The 23120-nt window shown below is 69.2% G+C and carries 23 protein-coding genes, 1 tRNA gene and 1 pseudogene; 5 read left to right on the top strand and 20 right to left on the bottom strand.

Translation table 11 applies throughout. The features are described 5' to 3' along the window. The 6 genes and pseudogenes from WFI52_RS12235 to WFI52_RS12260 form a co-directional block, all read right to left on the bottom strand. Nucleotides 1-376 (bottom strand): annotated as a pseudogene (locus WFI52_RS12235) (hypothetical protein); the annotation flags it as partial. 42 nt (nucleotides 377-418) lie between these two features. Then, nucleotides 419-1162 (bottom strand): SDR family NAD(P)-dependent oxidoreductase, encoded by a 744-nt coding sequence (locus WFI52_RS12240; protein ID WP_336627395.1) that lies wholly within the window; start codon nucleotides 1160-1162, stop codon nucleotides 419-421. A gap of 36 nt (nucleotides 1163-1198) precedes the next feature. Then, on the bottom strand, nucleotides 1199-2374 hold the full coding sequence (locus WFI52_RS12245) for an ABC transporter substrate-binding protein (RefSeq protein ID WP_336627394.1): 1176 nt from the start codon (nucleotides 2372-2374) through the stop codon (nucleotides 1199-1201). Nucleotides 2375-2434: 60 nt separating this feature from the next. Next, entirely contained in the window at nucleotides 2435-3304 is an 870-nt protein-coding gene (locus tag WFI52_RS12250) for an ABC transporter permease (protein WP_336627393.1), read from the bottom strand. Continuing rightward, entirely contained in the window at nucleotides 3304-4041 is a 738-nt protein-coding gene (locus WFI52_RS12255) for an ABC transporter ATP-binding protein (RefSeq protein WP_336627392.1), read from the bottom strand. Before WFI52_RS12255 ends, WFI52_RS12250 begins: the two co-directional genes overlap by 1 nt. Beyond that, nucleotides 4038-5285 carry an amidohydrolase family protein gene (locus WFI52_RS12260; RefSeq protein ID WP_336627391.1) on the bottom strand — a complete coding sequence of 416 codons (1248 nt, stop codon included), beginning with the start codon at nucleotides 5283-5285 and terminating at the stop codon, nucleotides 4038-4040. The genes WFI52_RS12255 and WFI52_RS12260 overlap by 4 nt, the downstream gene beginning before the upstream one ends. A 227-nt stretch (nucleotides 5286-5512) precedes the next feature. Here WFI52_RS12260 and WFI52_RS12265 point away from each other — a divergent pair, with 227 nt between their 5' ends. The 3 genes from WFI52_RS12265 (at nucleotide 5513) to WFI52_RS12275 (ending at nucleotide 7689) form a co-directional block, all read left to right on the top strand. Then, nucleotides 5513-6079: a helix-turn-helix domain-containing protein gene (locus WFI52_RS12265; protein ID WP_336627390.1), complete on the top strand. Its 567-nt coding sequence runs from the start codon at nucleotides 5513-5515 to the stop codon at nucleotides 6077-6079. Further along, a complete protein-coding gene (locus WFI52_RS12270) occupies nucleotides 6076-7044 on the top strand; it encodes a PDR/VanB family oxidoreductase (protein WP_336627389.1) in 969 nt (322 codons plus the stop codon). Before WFI52_RS12265 ends, WFI52_RS12270 begins: the two co-directional genes overlap by 4 nt. A 132-nt stretch (nucleotides 7045-7176) precedes the next feature. Then, on the top strand, nucleotides 7177-7689 hold the full coding sequence (locus tag WFI52_RS12275) for a DUF3145 domain-containing protein (protein WP_336627388.1): 513 nt from the start codon (nucleotides 7177-7179) through the stop codon (nucleotides 7687-7689). A 157-nt stretch (nucleotides 7690-7846) separates the two neighbouring features. Here WFI52_RS12275 and WFI52_RS12280 read toward each other — a convergent pair whose 3' ends face one another. The 6 genes from WFI52_RS12280 to aceE all read right to left on the bottom strand — a co-directional run bounded on the left by WFI52_RS12280 (nucleotide 7847) and on the right by aceE (nucleotide 15476). Next, the gene (locus WFI52_RS12280) at nucleotides 7847-9085 is read right to left on the bottom strand and encodes a beta-ketoacyl-[acyl-carrier-protein] synthase family protein (RefSeq protein WP_336627387.1); all 1239 of its coding nucleotides are present in this window, start codon (nucleotides 9083-9085) and stop codon (nucleotides 7847-7849) included. A 76-nt stretch (nucleotides 9086-9161) separates the two neighbouring features. Further along, on the bottom strand, nucleotides 9162-9410 hold the full coding sequence (locus tag WFI52_RS12285) for an acyl carrier protein (RefSeq protein ID WP_121058750.1): 249 nt from the start codon (nucleotides 9408-9410) through the stop codon (nucleotides 9162-9164). 85 nt (nucleotides 9411-9495) lie between these two features. Beyond that, a complete protein-coding gene (locus WFI52_RS12290; RefSeq protein ID WP_336627386.1) occupies nucleotides 9496-10497 on the bottom strand; it encodes a beta-ketoacyl-ACP synthase III in 1002 nt (333 codons plus the stop codon). Beyond that, on the bottom strand, nucleotides 10494-11414 hold the full coding sequence (locus tag WFI52_RS12295; protein WP_336627385.1) for an ACP S-malonyltransferase: 921 nt from the start codon (nucleotides 11412-11414) through the stop codon (nucleotides 10494-10496). The genes WFI52_RS12290 and WFI52_RS12295 overlap by 4 nt, the downstream gene beginning before the upstream one ends. 100 nt (nucleotides 11415-11514) lie before the next feature. Then, nucleotides 11515-12723, bottom strand: a complete 1209-nt coding sequence (locus WFI52_RS12300; protein ID WP_336627384.1) for a PucR family transcriptional regulator — start codon at nucleotides 12721-12723, stop codon at nucleotides 11515-11517. Between the two features lie 8 nt (nucleotides 12724-12731). After that, entirely contained in the window at nucleotides 12732-15476 is a 2745-nt protein-coding gene (gene aceE, locus WFI52_RS12305) for a pyruvate dehydrogenase (acetyl-transferring), homodimeric type (protein ID WP_336627383.1), read from the bottom strand. A gap of 416 nt (nucleotides 15477-15892) precedes the next feature. Here aceE and WFI52_RS12310 point away from each other — a divergent pair, with 416 nt between their 5' ends. Together WFI52_RS12310 and WFI52_RS12315 are read left to right on the top strand one after the other, a co-directional pair. Continuing rightward, nucleotides 15893-16795: a tyrosine-type recombinase/integrase gene (locus WFI52_RS12310; RefSeq protein ID WP_336627382.1), complete on the top strand. Its 903-nt coding sequence runs from the start codon at nucleotides 15893-15895 to the stop codon at nucleotides 16793-16795. 10 nt (nucleotides 16796-16805) lie between these two features. Next, a tRNA-Val gene (locus WFI52_RS12315) sits at nucleotides 16806-16877 on the top strand. A 5-nt stretch (nucleotides 16878-16882) separates the two neighbouring features. Here the strand turns inward: WFI52_RS12315 and WFI52_RS12320 are convergent. The 8 genes from WFI52_RS12320 to WFI52_RS12355 form a co-directional block, all read right to left on the bottom strand. After that, nucleotides 16883-17329 (bottom strand): hypothetical protein, encoded by a 447-nt coding sequence (locus WFI52_RS12320; protein WP_336627381.1) that lies wholly within the window; start codon nucleotides 17327-17329, stop codon nucleotides 16883-16885. Nucleotides 17330-17415: 86 nt separating this feature from the next. Next, on the bottom strand, nucleotides 17416-17652 hold the full coding sequence (locus WFI52_RS12325) for a hypothetical protein (protein ID WP_336627380.1): 237 nt from the start codon (nucleotides 17650-17652) through the stop codon (nucleotides 17416-17418). After that, nucleotides 17649-18128 carry a hypothetical protein gene (locus WFI52_RS12330; RefSeq protein WP_336627379.1) on the bottom strand — a complete coding sequence of 160 codons (480 nt, stop codon included), beginning with the start codon at nucleotides 18126-18128 and terminating at the stop codon, nucleotides 17649-17651. Before WFI52_RS12330 ends, WFI52_RS12325 begins: the two co-directional genes overlap by 4 nt. Beyond that, a complete protein-coding gene (locus WFI52_RS12335; RefSeq protein WP_336627378.1) occupies nucleotides 18125-18949 on the bottom strand; it encodes a hypothetical protein in 825 nt (274 codons plus the stop codon). Before WFI52_RS12335 ends, WFI52_RS12330 begins: the two co-directional genes overlap by 4 nt. After that, the gene (locus WFI52_RS12340) at nucleotides 18946-19773 is read right to left on the bottom strand and encodes a hypothetical protein (RefSeq protein ID WP_336627377.1); all 828 of its coding nucleotides are present in this window, start codon (nucleotides 19771-19773) and stop codon (nucleotides 18946-18948) included. The genes WFI52_RS12335 and WFI52_RS12340 overlap by 4 nt, the downstream gene beginning before the upstream one ends. Nucleotides 19774-19782: 9 nt before the next feature. Next, complete coding sequence (locus WFI52_RS12345) at nucleotides 19783-20778, bottom strand: hypothetical protein (RefSeq protein ID WP_336627376.1); 996 nt, start codon at nucleotides 20776-20778, stop codon at nucleotides 19783-19785. Then, nucleotides 20775-21866, bottom strand: a complete 1092-nt coding sequence (locus tag WFI52_RS12350) for a hypothetical protein (RefSeq protein ID WP_336627375.1) — start codon at nucleotides 21864-21866, stop codon at nucleotides 20775-20777. Before WFI52_RS12350 ends, WFI52_RS12345 begins: the two co-directional genes overlap by 4 nt. An 18-nt stretch (nucleotides 21867-21884) precedes the next feature. Beyond that, nucleotides 21885-23120, bottom strand: a complete 1236-nt coding sequence (locus WFI52_RS12355) for a hypothetical protein (protein ID WP_336627374.1) — start codon at nucleotides 23118-23120, stop codon at nucleotides 21885-21887.

The following is a 23120-nucleotide window of genomic DNA, read 5'->3' on the forward strand; positions in this document are numbered from 1 at the left end:
CACCCTGCACGAACACACAGAACCCGCCCGCCCCGAGCTCTACCTCACCGCCTGACCACCACCCACCCACAGGGAACAACGGAATGACACCACGCCACGGGACTTGACCGCCCTTGCCGCGCGGGGTGATCGGCACGCCGTGTCGCACGGCGGCGCCGACGGTCGCAGCGATCTCCTCGGCCGTCGCGGGGTACGCGACGAGCTGGGCGCGCCCCAGCGGGAGCTGCTCGGCGATGACGGGGGACAGGTGCGAGCCGTCGACGGATGCCCGGTCCAGCGCGGCAGGCTCGTCGCTGACGGCATCCGGTCCGAGCAGTTCGCGCAACTCGGCGGCCAGCGCATCGATCGCGGCCTGGTCTGCGACCTCGTGTGACATGGTCGGGTTTCCTCTCAGAGAAGCTGGTGGGGGCGGAAGGGGCTAATGCATGACCATTCCGCCGGTCACGTTCAGCGCCTGCCCCGTGACGTAGGCGCCGTCGGTGGCGAGATAGGCGACCAGGCCGGCGACGTCTTCCGGCCGCCCGAGCCTGCCGAGGGGAGACTTGGCAGTCCACTGCGCGACCTGCTCGTCGGTGCGGGTGCCCGCGCCCATCTCGGTGAGCACATAGCCGGGGCAGATCGCATTGACCGTCACGCCGTACGGCCCCCATTCGATCGCGGCGGCCCGCGTGAGCGCGATGACCGCCGACTTGGATGCCGCGTAGTGCGCCTCCATCGCGCCGCCCGCCTTGGCTGCCATGCTCGCGATGTTCACGATGCGGCCCTGCCCCTGCGTCATCATGGCCGGCGCGACCGCCTGCATGGCCGTGAGCGTCCCGCGTGCGTTGATGTCCATGACGCGGTCCCACTCGGCGGCGTCGATGTCCAGCAGCGGTACGAGTCGGAACACACCCGCGCAGTTGACCAGCACATCCACTCCATCGCGTAGCGAGACAGCCTGGGCGACGACATCGCGGGTCTGAGCGGGGTCGGACAGATCCAGCGGCAGAAAGTGCGCGCCCAGCGCGGCGGCTCGTGCGTCGGCGCTGTCGGCGAGGAGGTCGAGGATCGTCACCTCGGCCCCCTCGTCGACGAGGCGGCGTACGATTGCCGCCCCGATCCCGCCGATCCCTCCGGTGACGATGGCCTTGATGCCGTGCAGGCGGGTGGGAGATGTCGTCATCGGAGGGACCTCGGATCTTTCAGCGTGCGGCGGGGATCAGAAGGTGATGGACGGGTCGAGGAACTGGTCGGTCCAGATGTCGTCCACCGTGACGCCGTCCTTCACCGGCAGACCCTGCTCGGTGTAGATCGGAGTGACCAGGTCGAACAGGTCGGTCATGCGGGTCGCGGCGACCGTGCCCATCGTGCCGTCCTCGTCGTTGCCCGCGATGCCGTCCTTCAGCATGGTGTCCACGGAGAACTCCGCCACGCCCTGGCTGTACACCCAGCCGGTGTCATAGGCGTCGACGAGCTCGAGAATCAGGTCGATCGTCGACTGCGGGTCGGCGTAGAAGTCGACGGTGGCCTGCTGCAGCACCGGCACGAGCGCGGTGAGGCATTCGCTGTACGCGTCGATGTTCTCCGGGATGACGCTCATGACGGCCGCGTACTTCGGGTAGCCGGCGTCGTTGATCAGCTGGTAGGCCACCGGCTTCCCCCACTGCGAGACCTCGTTCTCGTAGATGTAGGGCTCAGCGGAGGCGAAGCCCTGCTGCGCGATCGCGCCCCCCTCGGACACGAACACGGCCGGCGTGCCGTCGTACGTCGAGTCGATCTGATCTGCGGACAGGATGCCCTGGCCGACGAAGGCATCGATGTACGTGCCTCCGGGGAAGACGCGGATCGTGACCCCCTCGGCGCCGAGGTCGGCGATCCCGGTGACGTTCGGGTAGGTCTCCGGGTCCCACATGAGCATCTGCGGGTCCTTCTGCAGCGGCGCGAACACCCCGACGGTGGGAAGATCGCCCGAGTGGGCGATCGCCTCGTCGGTGCCGACGTAGGCGAGGAAGATCGACGGGTCGTTGTACATCTGCGCGTTCGGCTGCGTGAAGCCGGTCGCGGGACCGCCGGACAGGATGGTGACGTCGACGCCCGTGTACTCGCCGGATGCCATGAGCGGACCGGTCACGGACTTCTCATCGGAGTCGACCGTGTAGCCGGCGCCGACGAGCTGGTACAGGTGTCCGTGCTCGGACTCGGGGTTCCAGTCGGTCTGGATCCTGATGTCCGCGGGGCAGCCGGCGGCCGCGAGGTCGACCGCGCCGATCTCGAGGTCGCCGGACGGAGTGGATGCCGCGGGCTCGGGCGACGAGGACGCGCAGCCGGCGAGCGCCAGCGCGCTCACGACGACGAGGCCGGCTGCGGCGTATCCGCTCTTGCGTGCAAATCGCATGGTTCTCCTAGTGATGTGTAGATGGTGCGGGCTGGTGCGATGACGGACGAGATCGGCGGATCAGCCGAAGTCGTACCACTTGCCGACGGCTCGCCGGGCGAGCCAGCCGAAGAACAGGAAGATGACGACGCCGAACAGCGACGCGACGAGGATCGAGGCGAACAACTCGGGGCTCTGCAGGCGCGACTGGTACTTCGCGATGAGGGCTCCGATGCCGGGCGTGCCGCGTTGGAAGAAGAAGTCGCCGACGATCGCGCCGACGATCGACAGCCCGGCCGAGATCCGCATTCCGGCGAACATGGCGGGCAACGCCGTCGGCAGCTCGAGCTTGCGCAGGACGATCCACCGGGTCGCCTTCTGGAGCTGGAAGAGCTCGCGTGCTCCGCGATCCACCGACTGCAGGCCGAACAGCGTGTTGGACACGATCGGGAATAGTGCGATCAGCACGCACACGATCGTCCGGGCGATGAAGTCGTAGCCGAACCAGAAGCCGATGAGGGGGACGACGGCGAGGATGGGGATCGACTGCAGGATGACGGCGTAGGGGAACGTGGTGCGCTCCACCCATTTCGCGAGGTTCATCGCGATCGCCCACACGACACCGATGATGATCGCGATGATGAGGCCGACCAGGGCGACCTGTGCCGTGTTCCACAGAGCGGCGAAGATCTCCGGCCCCGTCTTCGGGTCGGTGTACACGGCGAAGATGACGTGCGGCTGCGGCATGAGGTAGCCGCGGGTTCCGAGCAGCGCGTTGACGAGGTACAGAATGCCGATGATGAGCCCGAGCAGCAGAACGGGCGGGACCCAGTATCCGGGTTTGGTCCACACCGGCTTTCTGCGACGTGGCACCGTCGCCTGCTCCTCGGCGATCTCACGCGGGTCGGCGACCGGGTCCGGCAGGGGTGTGAGGCTGTCGGTGTCGGACATCAGCGGTGCCCCTCTCTGAGCGCGTGTGAGACCTGGCCGACCAGTTCGGCGAATGCGCCGGTGTAGCGCACCTCGGGGTCGCGCGGCATGTCGAACGGCACCTCGAACGTGTCCACGATGTGTCCCGGGCGCCCCGACATGACGACGACCTTCGTGGAGAGGTAGACCGCTTCGGAGACCGAGTGCGTGATGAACAGCCCCGCGAAGCGCGTCGCGACGAACAGTCGCAGCAGCTCGTCGTTGAGGTGTTCCCGCGTGATCTCGTCGAGGGCGCCGAACGGCTCGTCGAAGAGGAACAGCTCCGGGTCGAGCGTCAGCGATCGGGCCAGCGAGGTGCGCATCCGCATGCCGCCGGACAGCTGTCGGGGCAGGTGCTTCTCGAACCCGGTCAACCCGACCAGATCGATCGTCTCGGCCGCCTTCTTCGACCGCACCGCCTTGGTCTGCCAGTTCAGCTCGGCGAGCAGCTCGACGTTGGCCTGGACGTCTCGCCACGGCAGCAGCGTCGCGTCCTGGAACACGTAGCCGATGCGCGACGTGTGCACCTCGGCGCTGCCGTGGCTGGCCGTCTCCAGCCCCGACGCGATGCGCAGCAGGGTGGACTTGCCGCAGCCCGACGGGCCGACGACGGTGACGAACTCGCCACGGTCGACCGAGAGATCGACGCCGCTCAGCGCCACGGTCCCGTCGGGGAAGGTCATCTCGACATCTCGGAAGTCGAGGAGGGTCTCCGTCACGCGGACACCTGCCTTTCGTTGATCCGTGACCAGGAGGCGGTGGTCACGGTGGCCGCGGTGGAGGACACGAGTCGTCCACGGTGGATGACGTGTCGGTTGGGATCGGCGGTCGCCGCGACGTCGGACACGCTCGTCCCCTTGACGGCGACGAACTCGGCGCGTGCGCCGGCGACGGCTCCGGCCGGGGCCAGGCGCATGACGGCGCGCGCGCCGTCGGAGACGAGCGCCACGGCCTCGTCGATCGTGACGTGCGCGGCGGCGACGAGCAGCGCGACCGTCTCGAGGGGGTCACATCGGCCGAGCGGGTTGAACGGGTCGCGCACGTTGTCGGCCCCGGCACCCAGCCGCACGCCGGCATCGAGCAGCGCGCGCACCGCGGTGATGCCGCGCGGCGTCGAGACCGGCGTATCCCATCCCTGCAGGTACAGATTGGTCATCGGCAGTGTGATGATGCCCAGGTCGGCCGCGAGGACCGCGTCCACGACCGGCGCGAGCTCGTGTTCGGCAAGAGTTCCCAGCCGCGAGCAATGACCGGCGGATGCCGCAGCGTGCGTCCACCGCGCGGTGCGCTCGGCCAGCTGCAGGATCGTGAGGGGCCCGTCGAGAGACTCGTCGGTGTGCATGTCGACGCCGCATCCGAGGCGCTCCGCGAGCGTCAGCAGGCGGTCGAGCTCAGCGGAGGGATCGTCGGCGAGGTGCGGGGCACCGCCGATGAGATCGACGCCGCGAGCGATCGCCTCTTCGTGGAGCGCGTCGCTCATGGTGTCGTCACCGAGCGTGCACAGCTGGATGTCCATGAGACCGCGCAGCTCCTCGCGCACCTGGAGCAGGGCGTCGACTCCGCGCAGGGGGTCGTCTCCAGAGAGGAAGTTCGCATGCGACCGCACGGCGGTCACCCCGTGTGCCAGCATGTCCAGTGCCGTCGTCCGAGCGCGCTCGGCGATCGAGTCGCGCGTCTCCGCGTCGGCGTAGGCGGCGTACTGCGCGACCGCGGAGGGCAGGTCGCCGAACGCCGGAGAGATTCGGTCCCACGTGCGGGACTTGTCGAGGTGCGCGTGCGGGTCAGCCGCGGCGGTCATCAGAACGTATCCGGTGAGGTCGAGATCGGCCGCGTCGCCCGGTGCCTCCGCCGTACCTGCCGCACAGATCCGCTCCACGACCTCGCCCGACAGCACGATGTCGGCGCGGTCGCCGCCGGGCAGGCCGGCGTTGCGCAGAACGCGCAGGGGGCGGGGAAGATGCACGGTACTCCTCGGTGGTGTCGCGTCCGGTCGGGTGTGCTGACGCGTCGAATGTTGATAACCTCAACATCGGCGACCGTACGGGGGCCGTGTTTCGAACGAATGACGCGATCGTGTCTCTCTGTTAATCACGGCCGGCGGAGGTTGCGCCCAGACGGGCGGGCATGGCACTTTTGCGTCGCCCGACAGACGCACTCGAGCAGTGCCATCACGAGAGGAGGAGGTGCACCGTGCCGATCGAGTCCCCCGCCGGTGTCGGCGTACTCGGCCCACGCGTGCGCGCCCTGCGCGCTCAGCGCGGCCTCACTCTCGTCCAGCTGGCGGCGCTGTCCGGGCTGTCGCATCCGTTCCTCAGCCAGCTCGAACGCGGTCTGGCGCGCCCGTCGATGGCGTCGCTCGACAAGATCGCGGCGGCCCTGGCCACGAGCGTCGTCGAGTTGCTCGCCGACGAGCACGCAGACGCGCAGGCAGCGGCGGTGAGCATCGTGCGCGCCGACGATGGCGTCGTCGGCGGGTTCGGAAGCGGTGTGGGCCGTGCTCTCGTCGACGGCGCCCGGCGGCCGTTCCTGCCCATCGAGTACACGGGCGAGGACGCGACGTGGGGCGAGGTCGTGACGCATGCGGAGGACGAGTTCCTGCACGTCGTCGACGGCGCCATCGAACTCGAACTGGATGGCGTCGTGCACGCGCTCGGACCGCGCGATTCCGCGTACACGCCGGGTGGCACAGGTCACCGCTGGCGCTCGGCCACGGCCCGCCCCTACCGCCTGATCGTCGTGAAGGAGTCCAACGCATGAGCGCACCCCAGGGGGAACTGGACCTCGAGGTCGTGACGGTGCGCGCTGCCGCTGCGGACGTCGTCGAACTGGAGCTCGCGGACCGTTCCGGCGGGGCGCTTCCGGCGTGGGAGCCCGGCGCGCACATCGACGTGATCCTGCCGACCGGTCTCGTGCGGCAGTACTCGCTGGCAGGCGACCCCGCCGCCGACACGTGGCGCATCGGCGTGCTGAGGGAGGCCTCCGGGCGGGGCGGGTCGCGGTGGATCGCCGATCGGCTGCGTCCGGGGTCCACGGTGCGCGCCGCAGGTCCCCGCAATCACTTCGCGCTGCCTCCCGGCGACGGCGAGGGCGCCGCCCCGCCGCTCGTGTTCGTCGCCGGCGGCATCGGGATCACGCCGATCGTGCCGTTAGCGGCCGCCGCGGCCGCGGTCGGGCGTGAGTACGAACTGCACTATTGCGGGCACGAACGGCGGATGCCTTTCATCGACGAGCTGAGACAAGCGCACGGCGACCGTCTCGCGGTCCACATCAGCGAACAGGACGAGCGGCTCGACATCGCGAGCGTCGTCTCCCGCGCGGCCCAGGCGAACGCCGACATCGTGGCCTGCGGGCCGTCACGGCTGCTCGATGCCCTCCAGGCGGACGCGGACGCGCGCGACGTCGCCGTGCACCTCGAGCGTTTCCAAGCCGAGCCGCTGTCGGCGCCGGTGTGGTCCGGGCCCTTCGAGATCGAGCTCGCCTTGACCGGTGTGACGGTCGAGGTGCCGCCGGATCGTTCGATCCTGCAGGTCGCGGAGGAGGCGGGAGCCCTCGTCCTCTCCAGCTGCACCGAGGGCACCTGCGGCACGTGCGAGACGCCGGTGCTGGAGGGTGTGGTCGATCATCGCGATGCGATCCTCACACCTGCGCAGCGGCAGCGCAACGACACGATGTTCGTCTGCGTCTCGCGCGCCGCCTGCCCGCGACTCGTGCTCGAACTGTGAGCGCAGCGGACAGAATCACAGTGTTGTCATTCCGGGGCGGCATCGGTCATAATGGGCGCATAACCGCATATCTCGCCGAAGTTTCACCATCAGGTCGTAGGGGAAGACGTACCTGAAGAAATGGAGAAACCGATGGCGTCTGTGGCGACCACACTGGCGCGCGGAGTGATCATGATCCACTCCGCGCCGCGAGCGCTGTGCCCCCACCTCGAGTGGGCCGTCGGCCGCGCCCTCGGCCGCGCGGTGAATTTCGACTGGGCCGATCAGCCCGTGCTGGCGGGGAGTCGCCGCGCGGAGTTCTACTGGGAGGGGCCTGTCGGAACGGGCGCTGCCCTCGCGACGGCGATCCGCGGCTGGGAGCACCTGCGTTTCGAAGTGAGTGAAGATCCGACGCCGCGTAGCGATGGTGGACGATGGATGCACACGCCCGACCTCGGCATCCACTTCGCCCAGACCGACACGGCGGGCAATGTCGTCATCGGCGAGGATCGCGTGCGCTACGCGATGGAGATCGCCGCGGGAGATGTCTTCGAGCTGCAGCGCGAACTTCAGGTGGCGTTGGGTGCCGCGTGGGATGAGGAACTCGAACCGTTCCGGCACGCGAGCGACGACGCACCCGTCGTGTGGCTGCACAAGGTGGGGTGAGAGCCCGACATCCCTCTCACCCGACTTCGGGCGGGTCGAGGCGCCCGTACCGGCTTCGGACGGCTTCCCGGAGACCGAGATCGCGCATCCCCGCCTGACACGGAAGCGGCCCCCGAGATCCTGCGATCACGGGGGCCGCTTCCGCGCGGTGGAAGGGTCACACTGAGGCGAAAGCCACGACGGCGTTGTGGCCGCCGAATCCGAAGGAGTTGCTGATCGCGAGCTGGTCGCCCGCGCCGAGCGGCGTCGGCTCGCCGGACAGGCGGAACGGCACCGCCGGGTCCTGCTCGGTGATGTTGATCGTCGGCGGAGCGACACGGTCGCGGAGGGCGAGGACCGTGAAGATCGCCTCGAGGGCGCCCGTGCCACCGAGGAGGTGACCCGTGGACGCCTTCGTCGCCGACACCGGAATCTCGTCGATACGGTCGCCGAAGACGCTCTTGAGCGCCACGTACTCGTTCGGGTCGCCGACCGGCGTCGACGTCGCGTGCGCGTTGATATGGGTGACGTCGTCCGCGGAAGCGCCGGCCATGTCGAGCGCGAGGCGCACGGCCCGCGCCGCTCCGGCGCCCTCGGGGTCGTTCGCCGTGATGTGGTAGGAGTCCGCCGTGACGCCGCCGCCGGCGACGACGCCGTAGATCTTCGCGCCGCGCGCCTTGGCGTGCTCCTCGGTCTCGAGAATGAGCACACCGGCGCCCTCGCCCATGACGAAGCCGTCACGGTCGATGCTGGCGGGCCGCGAGGCCGTCTCGGGGGAGTCGTTGCGCTTGGAGAGCGCCTGCATCGACGAGAACGACGCGATGGTGACCGGGTGGATGACCGACTCCGTCCCGCCCGCGATGACGACGTCGGCGAGGCCGTCGCGCAGATGCTCGACCGCGTTCACGAGCGCCTCGGTGCTGGAGGCGCACGCGCTGGCAACGGTGCGCGCGTAGGCGCGTGCACCGAAGTGGAGCGAGAGGTTCCCCGCTGCCGCGTTCGGCATGAGCATCGGTACCGTCATCGGGAGCACACGACGAGGTCCCTTCTCGCGCAGGGTGTCCCAGGCATCCAGCAGCGTCCAGAGGCCGCCGATCCCGGTGGCGAAGTCCACGCCGAGCCGCTCGGGCTCGACGTCGGGGCTCCCCGCGTCGGCCCACGCCTCCATTGCCGCGACGAGCGCGAACTGCGAAGACGGGTCCAGTCGCTTGGCGACGGGGCGTTCGAGCACGGTGTCGGGGCGCACCGCGGCCTGCGCCGCGAAGGTGACCGGCAGGTTGTATTGCTCGACCCAGTCGTACTCGAGAGTGCGGGCGCCGGAGGCGCCGCCCAGCAGCGCAGACCAGCTGTCGGGCGCCGTTCCGCCGATGGGGCTCGACGCGCCGATGCCGGTGACGACGATTCGGGGATTGCTCATGGTGTCCTCAGGCTGAAGCGGAGTGCTCCGGTGGGGGCGATGCCCCCACCGGGGTGTGCGGGTCGGTGAGGCCGGGTCAGGCCTGGTTCGAGGTGATGAAGGTGACGGCGTCACCGACGGTCTTGAGGTTCTTGACCTCTTCGTCGGGGATCGTGACGCCGAACTTCTCCTCGGCGTTGACGACGATCGTCATCATCGAGATGGAGTCGATGTCCAGGTCGTCGGTGAACGACTTCTCGAGCGCGACCTCGTCGGCCGAAATGCCGGTCTCGTCGGTGATGAGCTCGGCAAGCCCGGCGAGGACCTCGTCGTTGCTGAATGCCATGGGATTCTCCTTGTTTTCTCGTGGTTATCTCGGCCGGGGCGCGCCCGTCCGGGTCGGGATCAGTCTAGGTGGGAGGCTCGACGCCTCAGGGGAGGACGACGACCTGGGCGCCGAAGACGAGGCCCGCGCCGAACCCGATCTGCAGGGCGAGTCCGCCGCTGAGCTCCGGGTGCTCCTCGAGCAGGCGGTGCGTCGCGAGCGGAATGGATGCCGCAGACGTGTTGCCGGTCGTCTCGATGTCGCGCCCGATGACGACGGTGTCGGGCAGCTTCAGCTGCTTCGCGAACTCATCGATGATGCGCATGTTCGCCTGGTGCGGTACGAACGCGGCGAGGTCGGATGCTTCGACCCCGGCGGCCTCGAGGGCCTGTCGCGCGACCTTCACCATCTCCCACACCGCCCAACGGAAGACCGTCGGACCCTCCTGTCGGAGCGTCGGCCAGGGCGCGACGCCGTCGCGGAACTCCACGAGCGTGTGGTTCATGCCGACGGCATCCGACTTGGACCCGTCCGAACCCCACACCGTGGGGCCGATACCCGGGAAATCGCTCGGGCCGATGACCACGGCACCGGCGCCGTCGCCGAGGAGGAAGGAGATCGAGCGATCGGTGGGGTCGACGACGTCGCTGAGCTTCTCGGCGCCGATGACGAGGGCGTAGTGTGCGGCGCCGCCGCGGATGAGGGCGTCGGCCTGCGCGACGGCGTACGCGAACCCGGCACACGCCGCGTTGACGTCGTAGGCGGCGGCCGGGTTGGCGCCGACGCGGTCGGCGACGATCGCCGAGACCGACGGCGTCTGCTTCGGGTTCGAGATCGTTGCGACGATGACGGCGTCGATCTGCGCGGGGTCGACGCCCGAGCGCGAGATCGCCTCCGCCGCGGCATCCGCCGACAGCTCGATCGCCGTCGTCTCCGCGTTTGCGCGCGTGCGGGTGACGATGCCCGTGCGCTGCCTGATCCACTCGTCGCTCGAGTCGATGGGGCCGACGAGGTCGTCGTTGGGCACGGCGTTCTCGCCGCGCGCTGCGCCGTAGGCGTAGATGCGAGTGTGCGCCGGTCCCGTGGGCTGGGTGAGGGTGATGCTCACGCGTCTTCTCCTGTCAGCAGGGCGGCCGCGGCCGCCAGGTCGTCGGGGGTCTTCACCGCGACGCTCGGCACCCCGCGCAGGGAGCGCTTGGCGAGACCGACGAGCGTTCCGGCCGGCGAGAGCTCGATGATCCCCGTCACGTCGTGGTCGACGAACGACTCCATGCAGAGATCCCACCGCACCGGCGAGGCGACCTGGTTCACGAGCAGCTCGACGGCGGCGTCTCCTGTGTCGACGGTCGTGCCGTCGCGATTGGTCCACAGGGTGACGCGGGGGTCGGACGCTGCGACATCGGCGACGGCGGCGCGCAGCGTCTCGACGGCGGGGGCCATGTAGCGGGTGTGGAAGGCTCCGGCGACCTGCAACGGAATGACGCGGGTGCCGGCGACGGGAGACTCCGCGAGTGCGGCGAGCGAGGCGAGGGCACCGGCGGCGACGATCTGACCTCCGCCATTGTGGTTCGCGGGCGTGAGGTCGAGCTCCGCGAGACGCGCGAGCACGGCGTCGCGGTCGCCGCCGATGACGGCGCTCATGCCGGTCTGCTCCGCCGCGGCGGCCTGCGCCATGGCGCGGCCGCGGATGCCGACGAGGCGCATGCCGTCGGCGGGGGTGAGAACACCCGCGGCGACGAGCGCCGCCACCTCGCCGACCGAGTGTCCGGCGACGCCGCCGGGAGTCGTGTGCGCGGCATCCGTCAGCGCGGCGTAGGACAGGAGGCTCGCCGCCACGATGAGCGGCTGGGCGACCTGCGTGTCGCGGATGCGGTCGGCATCCCACTCGGTGCCCGCTGCGACGAGGTCGACGCCCGCGTCCGACGAGAACTGCTCCAGGCGCTCGCGCGCTCCGTCGAGCTCGAGCCACGGCGCGAGGAATCCAGGCGTCTGCGAGCCCTGACCGGGGAAGACGGTGATGATCACTGCTCTATCCTGCCAAGATCTGGGCGCGCGTGCTGGGGGTCTTGTCACAAGAAACGCCGGATGCCTTGTGCGCGCCCCACAAGATGCCCGGCGAGGGAGGTCAGCCGGGCCGACGCACCGCGCGGCGCCGCGTCACTTCGGTGCCGATCGAGCCGATGATGAGGGCCGTCTGCAGGATGAGCGCTTCGCGGGGGCCTGTGGCATCCCAGCCGATGACGTCCGACACGCGCTTGAGTCGATACCGCACCGTGTTGGGGTGCACGAACAGCTCGCGCGCGGTGGCCTCGAGTGAGCGTCCGTTGTCGAGGTAGCTCCAGAGGGTCGTCACGAGGTCGGACGAGTGCGCCTGAAGGGGCCGGTAGATGCGCTCGACGAGCGTCGCCTTCGCCGCGCTGTCGCCCGCCAGCGCGCGCTCGGGCAGCAAGTCGTCGGCCTCGACGGGGCGCGGCGCGCCACGCCAGGCTCCCGCAACCGCGAAGCCGGCGAGAGCCGCGCGGGCACTCTGCCCGGCGTCGACGAGCGCGGGAACGGTGGGCCCGAGGACGAGGTGACCGGCGCCGAAGCCGGGCTCCAGTCGTTTGGCGATCTCGGTGAAGGCGAGCTCGCCGTGCGGGTCGTCGCCGACGGGGGTCTCGGCGCGCCCGATGACGAGGACGAGACGCGAACCCTGCACGCCGATGAGCACGTCGACACCGAGTTTGCGGGCGATGCGGCGCAGCTGATCGACGTCCACCTGGGCGGGAGTGGTGCCGACGAGCACCGCGACCTCGCCGTGGCCGTGCCAGCCCAGCGCCGCGATGCGGCTCGGCAGCTCTTCGTCTGCCTCTCCCGTGAGGATGGAGTCGACGACGAGCGCTTCGAGCCGGGCATCCCACAGCCCCCGCGCCTCGGCGGCGCGAGCGTACACATCGGCCGAGGCGAAGGCGACCTCGCGCGAGAAGAGCAGGATGCTCTCGCGCAGATCCTCGGCGCGGCCTGCCACGCGCTCCTCCGTGACGGCGACCGTCACACGGATCAGCTGCAGGGTCTGCGTCAGGCTGACGCTGCGCAGCAGCTCACGCGGAGCCGCAGCGAAGATATCCGCCGCGATCCACGGCGTCGAACCGGGGTCGTCGTACCACTGGATGAACGAGGCGATCCCCGCCTGCGCGACGAGCCCCACCGCGGAACGCCGTGCCGGAGGCATGTCGGCGTACCACGGCAGGGACTCCTCGAGACGTTTGATCGTCGCCGTCGCCAGGTCGCCGGAGATCCGCCGCAGCCACGCGAGGGTCTCCGCCTTCTCCTGGGCAGTGGGGCGAGCGGGCATCGAGTCGGTCAGCTCTCGCCGCCGGCATTGCCCGTCGTTCCGGCGGTCACGTCGTGCAGGCGGTACTTCTCGATGGCCTGCGCCGAGAGCGCCCGATCGACGAGCCCCTCCTCGGCAAGAGCCTGCAGGGCGCGCACGACGATCGACGGGCCGTCGATCTTGAAGAACCGACGTGCGGCGGCGCGCGTGTCCGAGAACCCGAAGCCGTCGGCGCCCAGGCTCACGAAGCGGTTCGGCACCCACTCGCGGATCTGATCCTGCACGGCGCGCATGTAGTCGCTCACTGCGATGACCGGTCCGTCAGCACCCCGCAGCTTCTCCGTGAGGTACGCCGTCCGCGGTTCATCGGTCGGGTGCAGGAAGTTGTGCTCGTCGACGGCGAGACCGTCGCGACGAAGCTCGGTCCAACTCGTGACGGACCAGACGTCGGCGGCGATGCCCCAGTCGTCGCGCAGCAGCTGCTGTGCCTCGAGCACCCACGGCACACCGACACCCGAGCCCAGAAGCTGGACGCGATGACCCTCGCTCTGGCCCTCGTTGAGGGTGCCTTCGGAGATGCGATGGATGCCGCGGATGATGCCCTCGGCATCCACACCCTCCGGCTCCGCCGGCTGCACGATCGGCTCGTTGTAGAGCGTGATGTAGTACATGACGTTGGGGTCGGGGTGGTTGCCGCCATACATGCGGTCGAGGCCCGAGCGCACGATGTGCGCGATCTCGTAGCCATAGGCCGGGTCGTACGACACCGTCGCCGGGTTGGTGGATGCCAGCAGGTGCGAATGTCCGTCGGCGTGCTGCAGGCCCTCACCGGTGAGGGTCGTGCGACCCGCGGTCGCGCCCATGATGAAGCCGCGCGCCATCTGGTCGCCCGCCGCCCACTGGGCATCGCCCGTGCGCTGGAAGCCGAACATCGAGTAGAAGATGTACACCGGGATGAGCGGCTCGCCGTGCGTCGAGTAGGCGGTTCCCGTGCCCGTGAACGCGGCCAGTGCGCCGGCCTCGTTGATGCCGACGTGCATGATCTGACCCTGCGGGCTCTCCTTGTAGGCGAGGAGCAGTTCGCGGTCGACGGAGGTGTAGTTCTGGCCGTTCGGGTTGTAGATCTTCGCCGTCGGGAAGAAGGCGTCGAGGCCGAACGTGCGCGCCTCGTCGGGGATGATCGGAACGATGCGGTTGCCGAAGTCCTTCGAGCGCAGCAGGTCCTTGAGCAGGCGCACGAACGCCATCGTCGTCGCGATCTCCTGCGTGCCCGAACCCTTCTTCGGCAGTGCGTACGCGCTGTCGTCGGGGAGCGTGATCGGCACGTGGTGCGACCGACGCTCGGGCAGGAAGCCGCCGAGCGCACGGCGCTTCTCGACCATGTACTGGATGGTCTCGTCCTCGAGTCCCGGGTTGTAGTACGGCGGCTGGTACGGGTTCTCCTCGAGCTGCGCGTCGGTGATCGGGATGCGCATCGAGTCGCGGAAGTGCTTCAGGTCGTCGAGCGTCATCTTCTTCATCTGGTGGGTCGCGTTGCGGCCCTCGAAGTGGTGCCCGAGTCCGTAGCCCTTGATGGTCTTGGCGAGGATGACCGTCGGCTGGCCCTTGTGCTCGGTCGCCGCCTTGTAGGCCGCGTAGAGCTTCTGGTAGTCCAGGCCGCCGCGGCGCAGCTTGCCCCAGATGTCTTCATCGGACCAGTTCTTGACCATGGCAGCCGTGCGCTCGTCACGTCCGAAGAAGTGGTCGCGGATGAACTTGCCGTCCTCGGCGCGGTACGTCTGGAAGTCGCCGTCGGGAGTCGTGTTCATGAGGCGCACGAGTGCGCCGTCGGTGTCCACCTGCAGCAGCTCGTCCCAGCCGCGGCCCCAGACGACCTTGATGACGTTCCAGCCCGCGCCGCGGAAGAAGGCTTCGAGCTCCTGGATGATCTTGCCGTTGCCGCGCACGGGTCCGTCCAGGCGCTGCAGGTTGGCGTTGACGACGAACGTCAGGTTGTCCAGGCCCTCGTTGGCCGCCACCTGCAGCTGGCCGCGCGACTCGACCTCGTCCATCTCGCCGTCGCCGAGGAACGCCCACACGTGCGAGTTGGACAGGTCCTTGATGCCGCGGTTGGTGAGGTACTTGTTGGTCATCGCCTGGTAGATGGCGTTGATCGGGCCGAGGCCCATCGAGACCGTGGGGAACTGCCAGTAGTCCGGCATCAGGCGCGGGTGCGGGTACGAGGGGATGCCGAGGGGAGCCTTGGACTTCTCCTGGCGGAAGCCGTCGAGCTGGTCCTCGGACAGCCGCCCCTCGAGGAAGGAGCGCGCGTAGATGCCGGGGGAGGCGTGCCCCTGGATGAAGATCTGGTCGCCGCCGTTCGGGTCGTCGAGGCCCCGGAAGAAGTGGTTGAACCCGACCTCGTAGAGCGACGCCGACGAGGCGTACGTGGAGATGTGGCCGCCGACGCCGATGCCGGGGCGCTGTGCGCGGTGCACCGTGACGGCCGCGTTCCAACGGATCCAGCGGCGATACCGACGCTCGAGCTCTTCGTCGCCGGGGAACTCGGGCTCGTTCTCCGGCGCGATCGTGTTGATGTAGTCCGTGACGGGTACCTGCGGCACGTTGAGCTGCAGCTCGTGAGACTTGTGGAGGAGGCTCAGCATGATCTCGCGGCCACGGCCGGCACCCTTGGCCTCCACGAGCTGCTCGAGCGACTCCGCCCATTCGCTGGTCTCTTCGGGGTCGCTGTCCTGCGGGCCCTGCGAGTACGGATCCTGATCGTTGACAGTCACGGGAGACCTTTCGTCATCTGGCAGATCGTGCCAGGGATGGGGCTTCGGATGCGCGCGGTTTTGTGCAGCGTCGACAACGCACCGTGCATCAGCCTAGTCATATCGATGCAGGGTCGGCGCACGTCCGGGCGCTCAGGTGAGAGGTGGGCCCTGCCGGGATCGAACCGACGACATCCACGGTGCAAACACGGGAGGTTAAGGGCAACATCACCCACGCGGAGTTCGGCCGTCCGCACCGCGAAGACGTCGTGCCGCGCCCGCTTGCGGCCATCGGCGCCGTTCGATAACGATCCGGTCGAACCTTGTAATTCACGGCCTGCGGCGGGGCGGAGCGCGCATCGGTGCCGCATGGATATCGCCTGGGCGCGGCAAGGAGGTCGCGCCATTCCGCATCCCCCAGGAGACACCTTCACACTATGTGCCCCCAATTCACTCCCGCGCCGCGCCCGACCCGCCCCCGCACCATCGATGACGATGCGCTCGAGGACTTCGCCGACGAACAGCGCGGCCGCAGTCTCAGCCCCGCCACGATCCGTACCTACCGCAGCATCCTCGACTCGCTGCGAGCCGAGGTCGGTTCGCTCATCGACGCGACGCCGCGAGATCTCCGCCGCTTCCAAGGCCGCGAGGACGTCTCTGCGGGGACGCGGCGGGTGAGCCGTGCGGTGGCGATCGCGTTCTACCGGTTCGCGGTTCGTGAGGGATACCGCGAGGACAACCCGGCCGAACGCCTCGCTACAGTGAAGGTGCCGCGAGCGATCCCGCGCCCATTCACTCGTGCGCAGGTTGACGCGATGCTCACTAGTGGTGCGTACCGACGGACCAGAGCGATGATCCTCCTCGGTTACTACCAGGGGTTCCGGGTGTCGATGATCGCCCGCGTCCACGGCCGCGACATCGACCTCGAGGCCGGCACGTTTGCGACGGTCGGTAAGGGGAGCAAGGCGGCGGTGTTGCCTCTGCACCCGGTGATCGCCGAGCTCGCGCTCACGATGCCCCGCGATGGCTACTGGTTCCCCGCGCGCGGCGGCCGCGACGGGCATATCTCGGGGCACGCGGTCACCGACCTCGTCGGCGACGCGATCCGCCGCGCGGGGATTACCGATCCGCGCCTCACACCGCATTCGCTCCGCCACAGCTTCGGGACTGACCTCGTCGACGGTGGTGTCGATATCCGGGTCGTCCAGGAGCTGATGATGCATGAGCAACTCTCATCGACGCAGATCTACACGGGCGTCAGCGAGCGCCTCAAGCGGGCAGGCATCCTCACGCTCGAGCCGCGCGAGATCCCGACACGATCGGGCCGGCGGGCCGCGTAAGATCACTGGTGGCCGGTTGGCGCAGCGGTAGCGCAGCTCCTTTACACGGAGAAGGTCACCAGTTCGATCCTGGTACCGGCCACTCAATCACCCCGCGGCGCCCACGAGGGCGGCACGCAGCTGCTCAAGCTGGGCGGCGTCGTTCGGCGCGACCGCGAAGTTCCCGACGTGGAGCAGCTGATCCTCGGTGATGCCGAACCCGGCGACGCTTGCGACGAACGCTGTGTAGCCCGCATCGTCGGCGAACTCGTAGATCTTCACGACGCTGCCGTCGAGAGTGCCCTGCCCCCACGCGATCGCGGCAGGTGCCGCTGACGTCGACCGCGCGAAGTCGGCGATCCCAGCGGTCGACGCGACAGACTCGAGCGACACGGTCGACGGCTCTTCCGTTGGCTGCGGTGCGGGCTGGGTCTCGGTCGGTGTTGCCGCGGCCGTCGGCGCCTGCGTCGCCGGCGAGACCGCTCCAGTCGTCGACGAGCACCCGGCGAGGACGAGGGTCACGAGCAAGACGGCTACGGGTGCTGTGGTGCGCATGACGGGATCGTAGCGCCCGGGCACGACGAAAAGCGCCCCAGCGGCCCGTGTGGGCTCGCTGGGGCGCTTCTCGCGGCAGGGGTGGGTCAGAGCTTGGGCGTGTTCGGGTTGTCGACGCCGAGGCCGAAGCCGGCCCGGAGGTAGGCCCATCCGACAAGGGCGGGGGCGGTGATTGGCGTGAGGTCGAAAGCGCCGGATGTCGCGTCCACGACGATGACGGTTCCGAGGACCAGGCCGACGACGTCGAGCACCGTGCGAGCGATGCGGCGAGCGCGGGGGTTCTCGATGACGACGTTGGGGGTGGGGCTGGTGGGGGTGCTCACGGGGTCTCCTTGCTGGGGTTGCGGGTGTCTTCCAGTTCGGCGCGGATCTGGTCGTCCGCGTCGCTGAGGGCTGCGATCTTCCGTTCGACGGTGTCGACTCGGTCGTAGAGGCCTTTGACGCCGATCTCGATGCGGTCGGTGGCGTCCTTGATGGAGGATCCGTCGTTGTTGTGGGTCTCGTGGTAGATCGCGTCGACTTTGCCTTCGAGTCGGCCGTGGCGTTCGTCGGCGGCCGCGGCGCGTTGGTCGGCGCGTTCGATGTAGGCGGGGAGGCCTTGCACGGATGCGAGGATCTCGGCGGCGTTGATGATGCCGCGGGCGATCGCGACGACGGAGCGCCATCCCTTCTTGTAGACGAACACGGCCGCCGCGACGATCAGGCCGAGCCACAGCAGCGCGTCCCACAGGCTGATGCCGTCGAGGAAGTCGACGAGCCATTGTGGGGCGTCAGTGGTGGCGAGGCCTACGGGGATCACTTCTTTCCGAGCTGCTCGGTCAGCGCGTTGACGACGTCGCGTCCGACGCCGGCCGCGACGAGCTGCTTGGCGATCGCCGCGGCGTCGACCTTCACCGTCGCGTTGACGTCGAGGCCAGGGATCGGTGCGCCGTACTGGTAGCCGACGCGCTTGAGGAACCCTTCGAACGTGGGGTCGTCACACGCTGTGACCGGGAGCGCGGGGACCGCGCCGAGGAACACGGCTCGCTCGTAGGGGTCCTCGAGGTAGCGTGCACGGATCTGGCCCGCATCGACCGTGACGAGGACTTTCTGGTCGGGGTTCGATGCGTTGTGGATGATGAACATGTTGCCTCCCTCGGGCAGTGGTGTCTCGAACGGTCGCGCGCCCGAACCGGCGGTCGCGGCGGGTGTGATGTTGGCGGTGTTCTCCCCGTAGGTGAGCGACCACCCCAGGTAGGTGACGATCCCCTGGCGCCGTGCGGTCCAGGAGGCGACGTCAGTGATCCCGAGGCAGATGCCCCAGTCCCACTCGTCACGTTCGGGGTTCGTCATCATTGCCCGGCCACCGCCGTACATTTCGGTGGCGACGTGACCCCAGTCCTGATACACGCCACCGATGCTGGCGAGGTATGACCAGAAGTGAAACGCACCCGGAGGGGCGTCGCGGGACTCACCGGACACGATCACCGATGCGAGCCGCGCCGCGGTTGCAGACGGGTACGCGCGGTGCACCGTTCCCGACAGCCGGCAGGCGAGATATGCAGCGCCGGCGCAATCCTTATCCCAGTTCGCGCCCGGGTAGGCCGCGCTGAATCCGGCGCGGAGCTCGTCGGGGGTCATGATGTTTCCACAAGGCTGATCGAGAATCGCTGACCCTTGGTCGATGCGGCGATGTTCGCTGCGCCGCTGACGGCGAGCGCCCACAGCTGCACGACGTCGTTGGCGGCGAGCTTGATGCGGCCGATGCCGGCGGCTGCTGCGACACCTGAGACGAGGTTCGGGGTGGCGGGTGCCATGAGATCGGTGAACGAGGCGACGGATGCAGCGTTCACTTGGATGCCGGCGATGAAGGTCTGGTTGGTGATGAAGTGGAAGGCGACGTCGTACCAGCCCGGGGTGGAGATCACCCATCCGTTGTTGTAGGTGACGCCTTGCGCGGCGCCGTCGCCGGTATTGGTGACCCAGTACGTGTTCGCGTCGTATCGCGCGTAGGTGCCTGTCGCGATGGTGAGGGCCGTCGCGTTGCGGACGGCGAGACCGAAGGTACGTGTCGGGCGCCAGGTGGTGCCGGTGTAGGTGTGTTCGATGCCGCCGATCAGGGCGATGTCGTTCTGGCTGAGGAGCGCAGAGTTCGATGCCGCCCACGAGTTCGCTGTGGTCAGGTCGGGGAAGGTCATGGTGCCGGAGGCGGTTACGAACGCGGTCCCGTCGTACGTGTACTCGAGGCGGTGCAGCCCCGGTGCGTCACCGCGCATGAACAGGACGGGGCGTGTCGCGGTCGGGCCGACGCTGGCCGCGTTGAGCGCGCTCACGACCTGGGCGCGCTCAGTGGCGTTCGCGACGGGAATTGCGTCATTGGTGGAGAGGATCATCGCCGCGAGCTGCGCGCGAGACGGGGTTTCACCCGGCGCGGGCGATGTGTGCTTCTTGGCGTCGACGGCCACGGGCGCCTCCTAGGCGTTGCGGGTGTACTGGATGGAGAGGACGAAGCTGCCGGGTACGGTGGTACCGCCGAATCCGGCGTAGGCGGCGCCCACAGCGGTGAGGCCCTTCGTGCTCCCGGTGCGGAATGCTTCGCAGACGTCCGAGGGGAGATCTACGGCTGTGGCGGTCCCGGCGCCGACGGCGGGAGCTGTTGCGGTGGATCCGCTTGAGCTCGGTGCGCCGGCGGGGCGGGATCCGTGCGGGGCGCCCTGCACCGTCAGAGCCCCGCCGGAGCCTGATCCGTTGCGGACTGCGGTGAGCGTCATCTTCTGGATGCCGACGGCACCGAGGTTGACGACCTGGTCGCCGTAGCAGGCGAGCCCGATGAGGGGCCCCGACCCGTATCCCTCTCCCTGGTAGATGTCCGCGACTCCGCCGTGGATATCGTTGCCCCATGTGTCCCAGGAGCCGAAGCTGCTGCGGTAGGTGCCGGTGCTTTGCGGGCCGATGGTCGCGGTCGCGTTGACGACTGAGCCGCCCGCAGGTGGTGGTGGCAGGATCGCGCCGGGCGCGATTTCTGAAGAGGGGCCGATGACGATGAACGGGGCGCCCCAGTCGTCGGTCATCGCCCAGGCCGAAGCGCCCACCGTGTATGCGCCCATAGGTGCGGGGAGCGTGTACTGGGTGCCCTCGACGAGCACCGTGAGGTAGCCGCCGGTGGGACCGGAGATCACCTGCCCGAGGAGCGCGGGCGGCCGCACGTCGACGGGACCGGCAACGAGAATGGGACGTCCTGCGGTGGGGTCGAGGAGCACCCTTACCGGGGCGCCGATCTTGTAGCGGGCGGCGATGGCTGGCAGCCACGTCTCGCCGCCCCGGAGCGCGACGCGGGCGCGCCGCTTCACTGTGTCGATGTCGCGGACGACGCCGGTCGCGAACACTGCTGTGTCGTCGCCCTGGTCGGGCCCCTGCGGCACGGCACGGGCGAGCATGCCGACGTAGTCGAGGTCGAAGTCGTCGCTCACGAGGGGGTCCCGACGTCGATGCGCATGGCGCCGTCCTTCGCTGTGAGAGGCATCTCGTACCCAGTGACCCACCCCCACATCGGCGCGTCCTCACCGCGGAGAACGGCGACCGCATCGTCGAGCTGTATGCGCGGGTCGGGTGCGATCGTCACCGGCACCGACTGTGCGGGGCGGATGGAGTTCGCGAGCATCGTCGCGGCCGAGGCGTTCGCTTGCGACTGCGTCTCGAGGAGCGGTGAGGACCACTCCTTCACGACAGCGCCATACGGGCCGTTGATGCTCATGGGCCCGGCCGTGACCGCGGCGATGCCCTGCACGTCCGCGGCATCCGTCGACGAGCTCGTCGCGATGACGAGGTTGTACGCGTCGGCGCGGGAGTCGGCACGAGGTGCTGAGATGAGTGTGCCGCTTTCCCCGTCGCGGAGCGTGAGGACGGGGACCGGCACGGCAGGGAGCGGTGCGCGGAAGACGAGCTGTCCCCACTCATCGACGCGGATCAGCGCCGGCCACGCGGCCGCGATCTCGGTGAGGTTCTTCCACCGGTCGGTCGACCACGACATCGACTGTGGGACGGTGCGATCGACGAGCCTGGTGTCGAAGCTGACGCCCATCCCGGGCGGGAGTAGGCGGCGCACTTCCGACATGAACGTGCCAGACGGGGACGAGAGAGTGCGGAGCTTGTCGTCGCGGGGGCGGGCGATGAGCGACTCGCCCTTCACGGTGATGAGGCCGGCGTCGTCGTCGTCCCAGTCCTTGATCTGGTACCGGCCGATCCGGGTCTCCCACACCTGCCCCGTGATCACGGAGGTGAGGATGATCGACACGTCGAGGGTCTGCCCGAATCGTGCGAGTGGTGCGTCGGTCGACGTCGGCCGCCAGTCGACCACATCGCCGCCGGCCTCCGGCGCGGACATGCGCGCGACGGTGAGGGTGAGCTGCTCGAGCACGTCGTCGGTGGTCTTCGCAGTAACCTTCCCGCCGAGGATGGGGACCTGCGCGGCGAGGAGCCGGCCGCCGAGCCACGACGTGACCCGCGGCCGCCACAGGCATGCACCTGCGAGGACCTCCGCGGGGGCACCAGCACGCATCTGGCACCCCCGATCGGTTCAGAGAAGCGACCAGTCGGCCGCGTCGAATTGGTCCCACGTCGAGAACAGCTCGTCGAACGTCCCCTGTGGGACGGTGGCGCCACGGCTGATCGTCGGCGCCGAGTACTCGAGCAGGTTCCCGACCGCGACGCCGCTCGCCGCCATGCGGGCACCCATCGCGAGACCCGTCGTCCCAGCCGGGGCGGTCGCGGTGATCGGTGCCATCTGCCACGCCCCGGTCAGAGTGATGGGCGTGCCGAGAGAGACGGTGCCGCCGGACCACTTGATCGCGGCGGACGCTGTGCGCCCCGCTGTGCCCTTCAGTCGGCACGTGTGGGTGATGACGTCACCCGGTGCGATTGCGCCGCCGAGCGACGCGGCCGCGGCCGCGTACGCGGACTCAAGGATGTCGACAGCAGTGGATGCCGCGGTCGCCAACGCGCGCGCGTAGTTCGGCGTCGAGTACCCGCCCGACGTCTGCAGCGAGAGAGTGCCGTTCGTGGCCGCCCACCCGGTGAGGTTCGGGAACAGGCTGTGCCACGACCAGACCCGGTCGGCCATCGCCGCGTCGAAGTCGTCCCACGTGAAAGCGATCAGCGGCGTCGACGGCTGCGGGTCCGCGAGCTCACGCACCTGCAGCTTCCACGTCCGCCACGTGTCGAACCCGCTCGAGGAGAGCTCGTCGCTCCACGACGTCACGAGGCCGATCACGACGGGCTTCAGATCGCGCATGCCGGTGACTGTGCGCCGGACGATCGGCACCCCCGAGGCGAGGATCGCCTCCATCGTCGCCGAGTCGACGCCCTGCGTCTCGAGCTCCCACCCGTAGGTCGGCGACCCAGGGATGTCGAGGCGGGATGCCGGGTCCCGGCGCCCCGCGATCTCGAACGCGCTCGAGCGGGTCGGGAACGACCGTGGCTCGGTGAGGCCCTTGATCTCCACCGCGACGACGGTGAGGCCGTCGATCGTCTGCAGCACCGCGAGCGGGCCCGCGATCGTCACCGGCGCCGCCGCGATCGTTGACCCGTCGACGATCGCCGTGTACGTGACGACCGCGTTCAGCGCGGACCGGTTGTCGATGAGGAGGATCTGCGACCCCGCAGACACGCCCTTCCCACCCGGCACCGCCCACGACGAACCGTCCGCCGTCGTCCCGCGCACCTCGTACGCCTGACCCGCGGTCGTCCCGTTCAGGGTGATCTGCACCGGTCGCGGATCCGCGCCGGTCAGCTGGGTCGCCGTGAGCGTCGCCAT

The organism is Microbacterium sp. MMO-20, assembly GCF_037147735.1.
Classification (GTDB): Bacteria; Actinomycetota; Actinomycetes; order Actinomycetales; family Microbacteriaceae; genus Microbacterium.

Bases quoted from the DNA above. Each gene is read 5' to 3' on its own strand.
- WFI52_RS12240 (WP_336627395.1), bottom strand. From the start codon at position 1,162: ATGACGACATCTCCCACCCGCCTGCACGGCATCAAGGCCATCGTCACC.
- WFI52_RS12245 (WP_336627394.1), bottom strand. From the start codon at position 2,374: ATGCGATTTGCACGCAAGAGCGGATACGCCGCAGCCGGCCTCGTCGTC.
- WFI52_RS12250 (WP_336627393.1), bottom strand. From the start codon at position 3,304: ATGTCCGACACCGACAGCCTCACACCCCTGCCGGACCCGGTCGCCGAC.
- WFI52_RS12270 (WP_336627389.1), top strand. From the start codon at position 6,076: ATGAGCGCACCCCAGGGGGAACTGGACCTCGAGGTCGTGACGGTGCGC.
- WFI52_RS12275 (WP_336627388.1), top strand. From the start codon at position 7,177: ATGGCGTCTGTGGCGACCACACTGGCGCGCGGAGTGATCATGATCCAC.
- WFI52_RS12280 (WP_336627387.1), bottom strand. From the start codon at position 9,085: ATGAGCAATCCCCGAATCGTCGTCACCGGCATCGGCGCGTCGAGCCCC.
- WFI52_RS12285 (WP_121058750.1), bottom strand. From the start codon at position 9,410: ATGGCATTCAGCAACGACGAGGTCCTCGCCGGGCTTGCCGAGCTCATC.
- WFI52_RS12300 (WP_336627384.1), bottom strand. From the start codon at position 12,723: ATGCCCGCTCGCCCCACTGCCCAGGAGAAGGCGGAGACCCTCGCGTGG.
- WFI52_RS12310 (WP_336627382.1), top strand. From the start codon at position 15,893: ATGTGCCCCCAATTCACTCCCGCGCCGCGCCCGACCCGCCCCCGCACC.
- WFI52_RS12320 (WP_336627381.1), bottom strand. From the start codon at position 17,329: ATGCGCACCACAGCACCCGTAGCCGTCTTGCTCGTGACCCTCGTCCTC.
- WFI52_RS12335 (WP_336627378.1), bottom strand. From the start codon at position 18,949: ATGACCCCCGACGAGCTCCGCGCCGGATTCAGCGCGGCCTACCCGGGC.
- WFI52_RS12350 (WP_336627375.1), bottom strand. From the start codon at position 21,866: ATGCGTGCTGGTGCCCCCGCGGAGGTCCTCGCAGGTGCATGCCTGTGG.
- WFI52_RS12355 (WP_336627374.1), bottom strand. From the start codon at position 23,120: ATGGCGACGCTCACGGCGACCCAGCTGACCGGCGCGGATCCGCGACCG.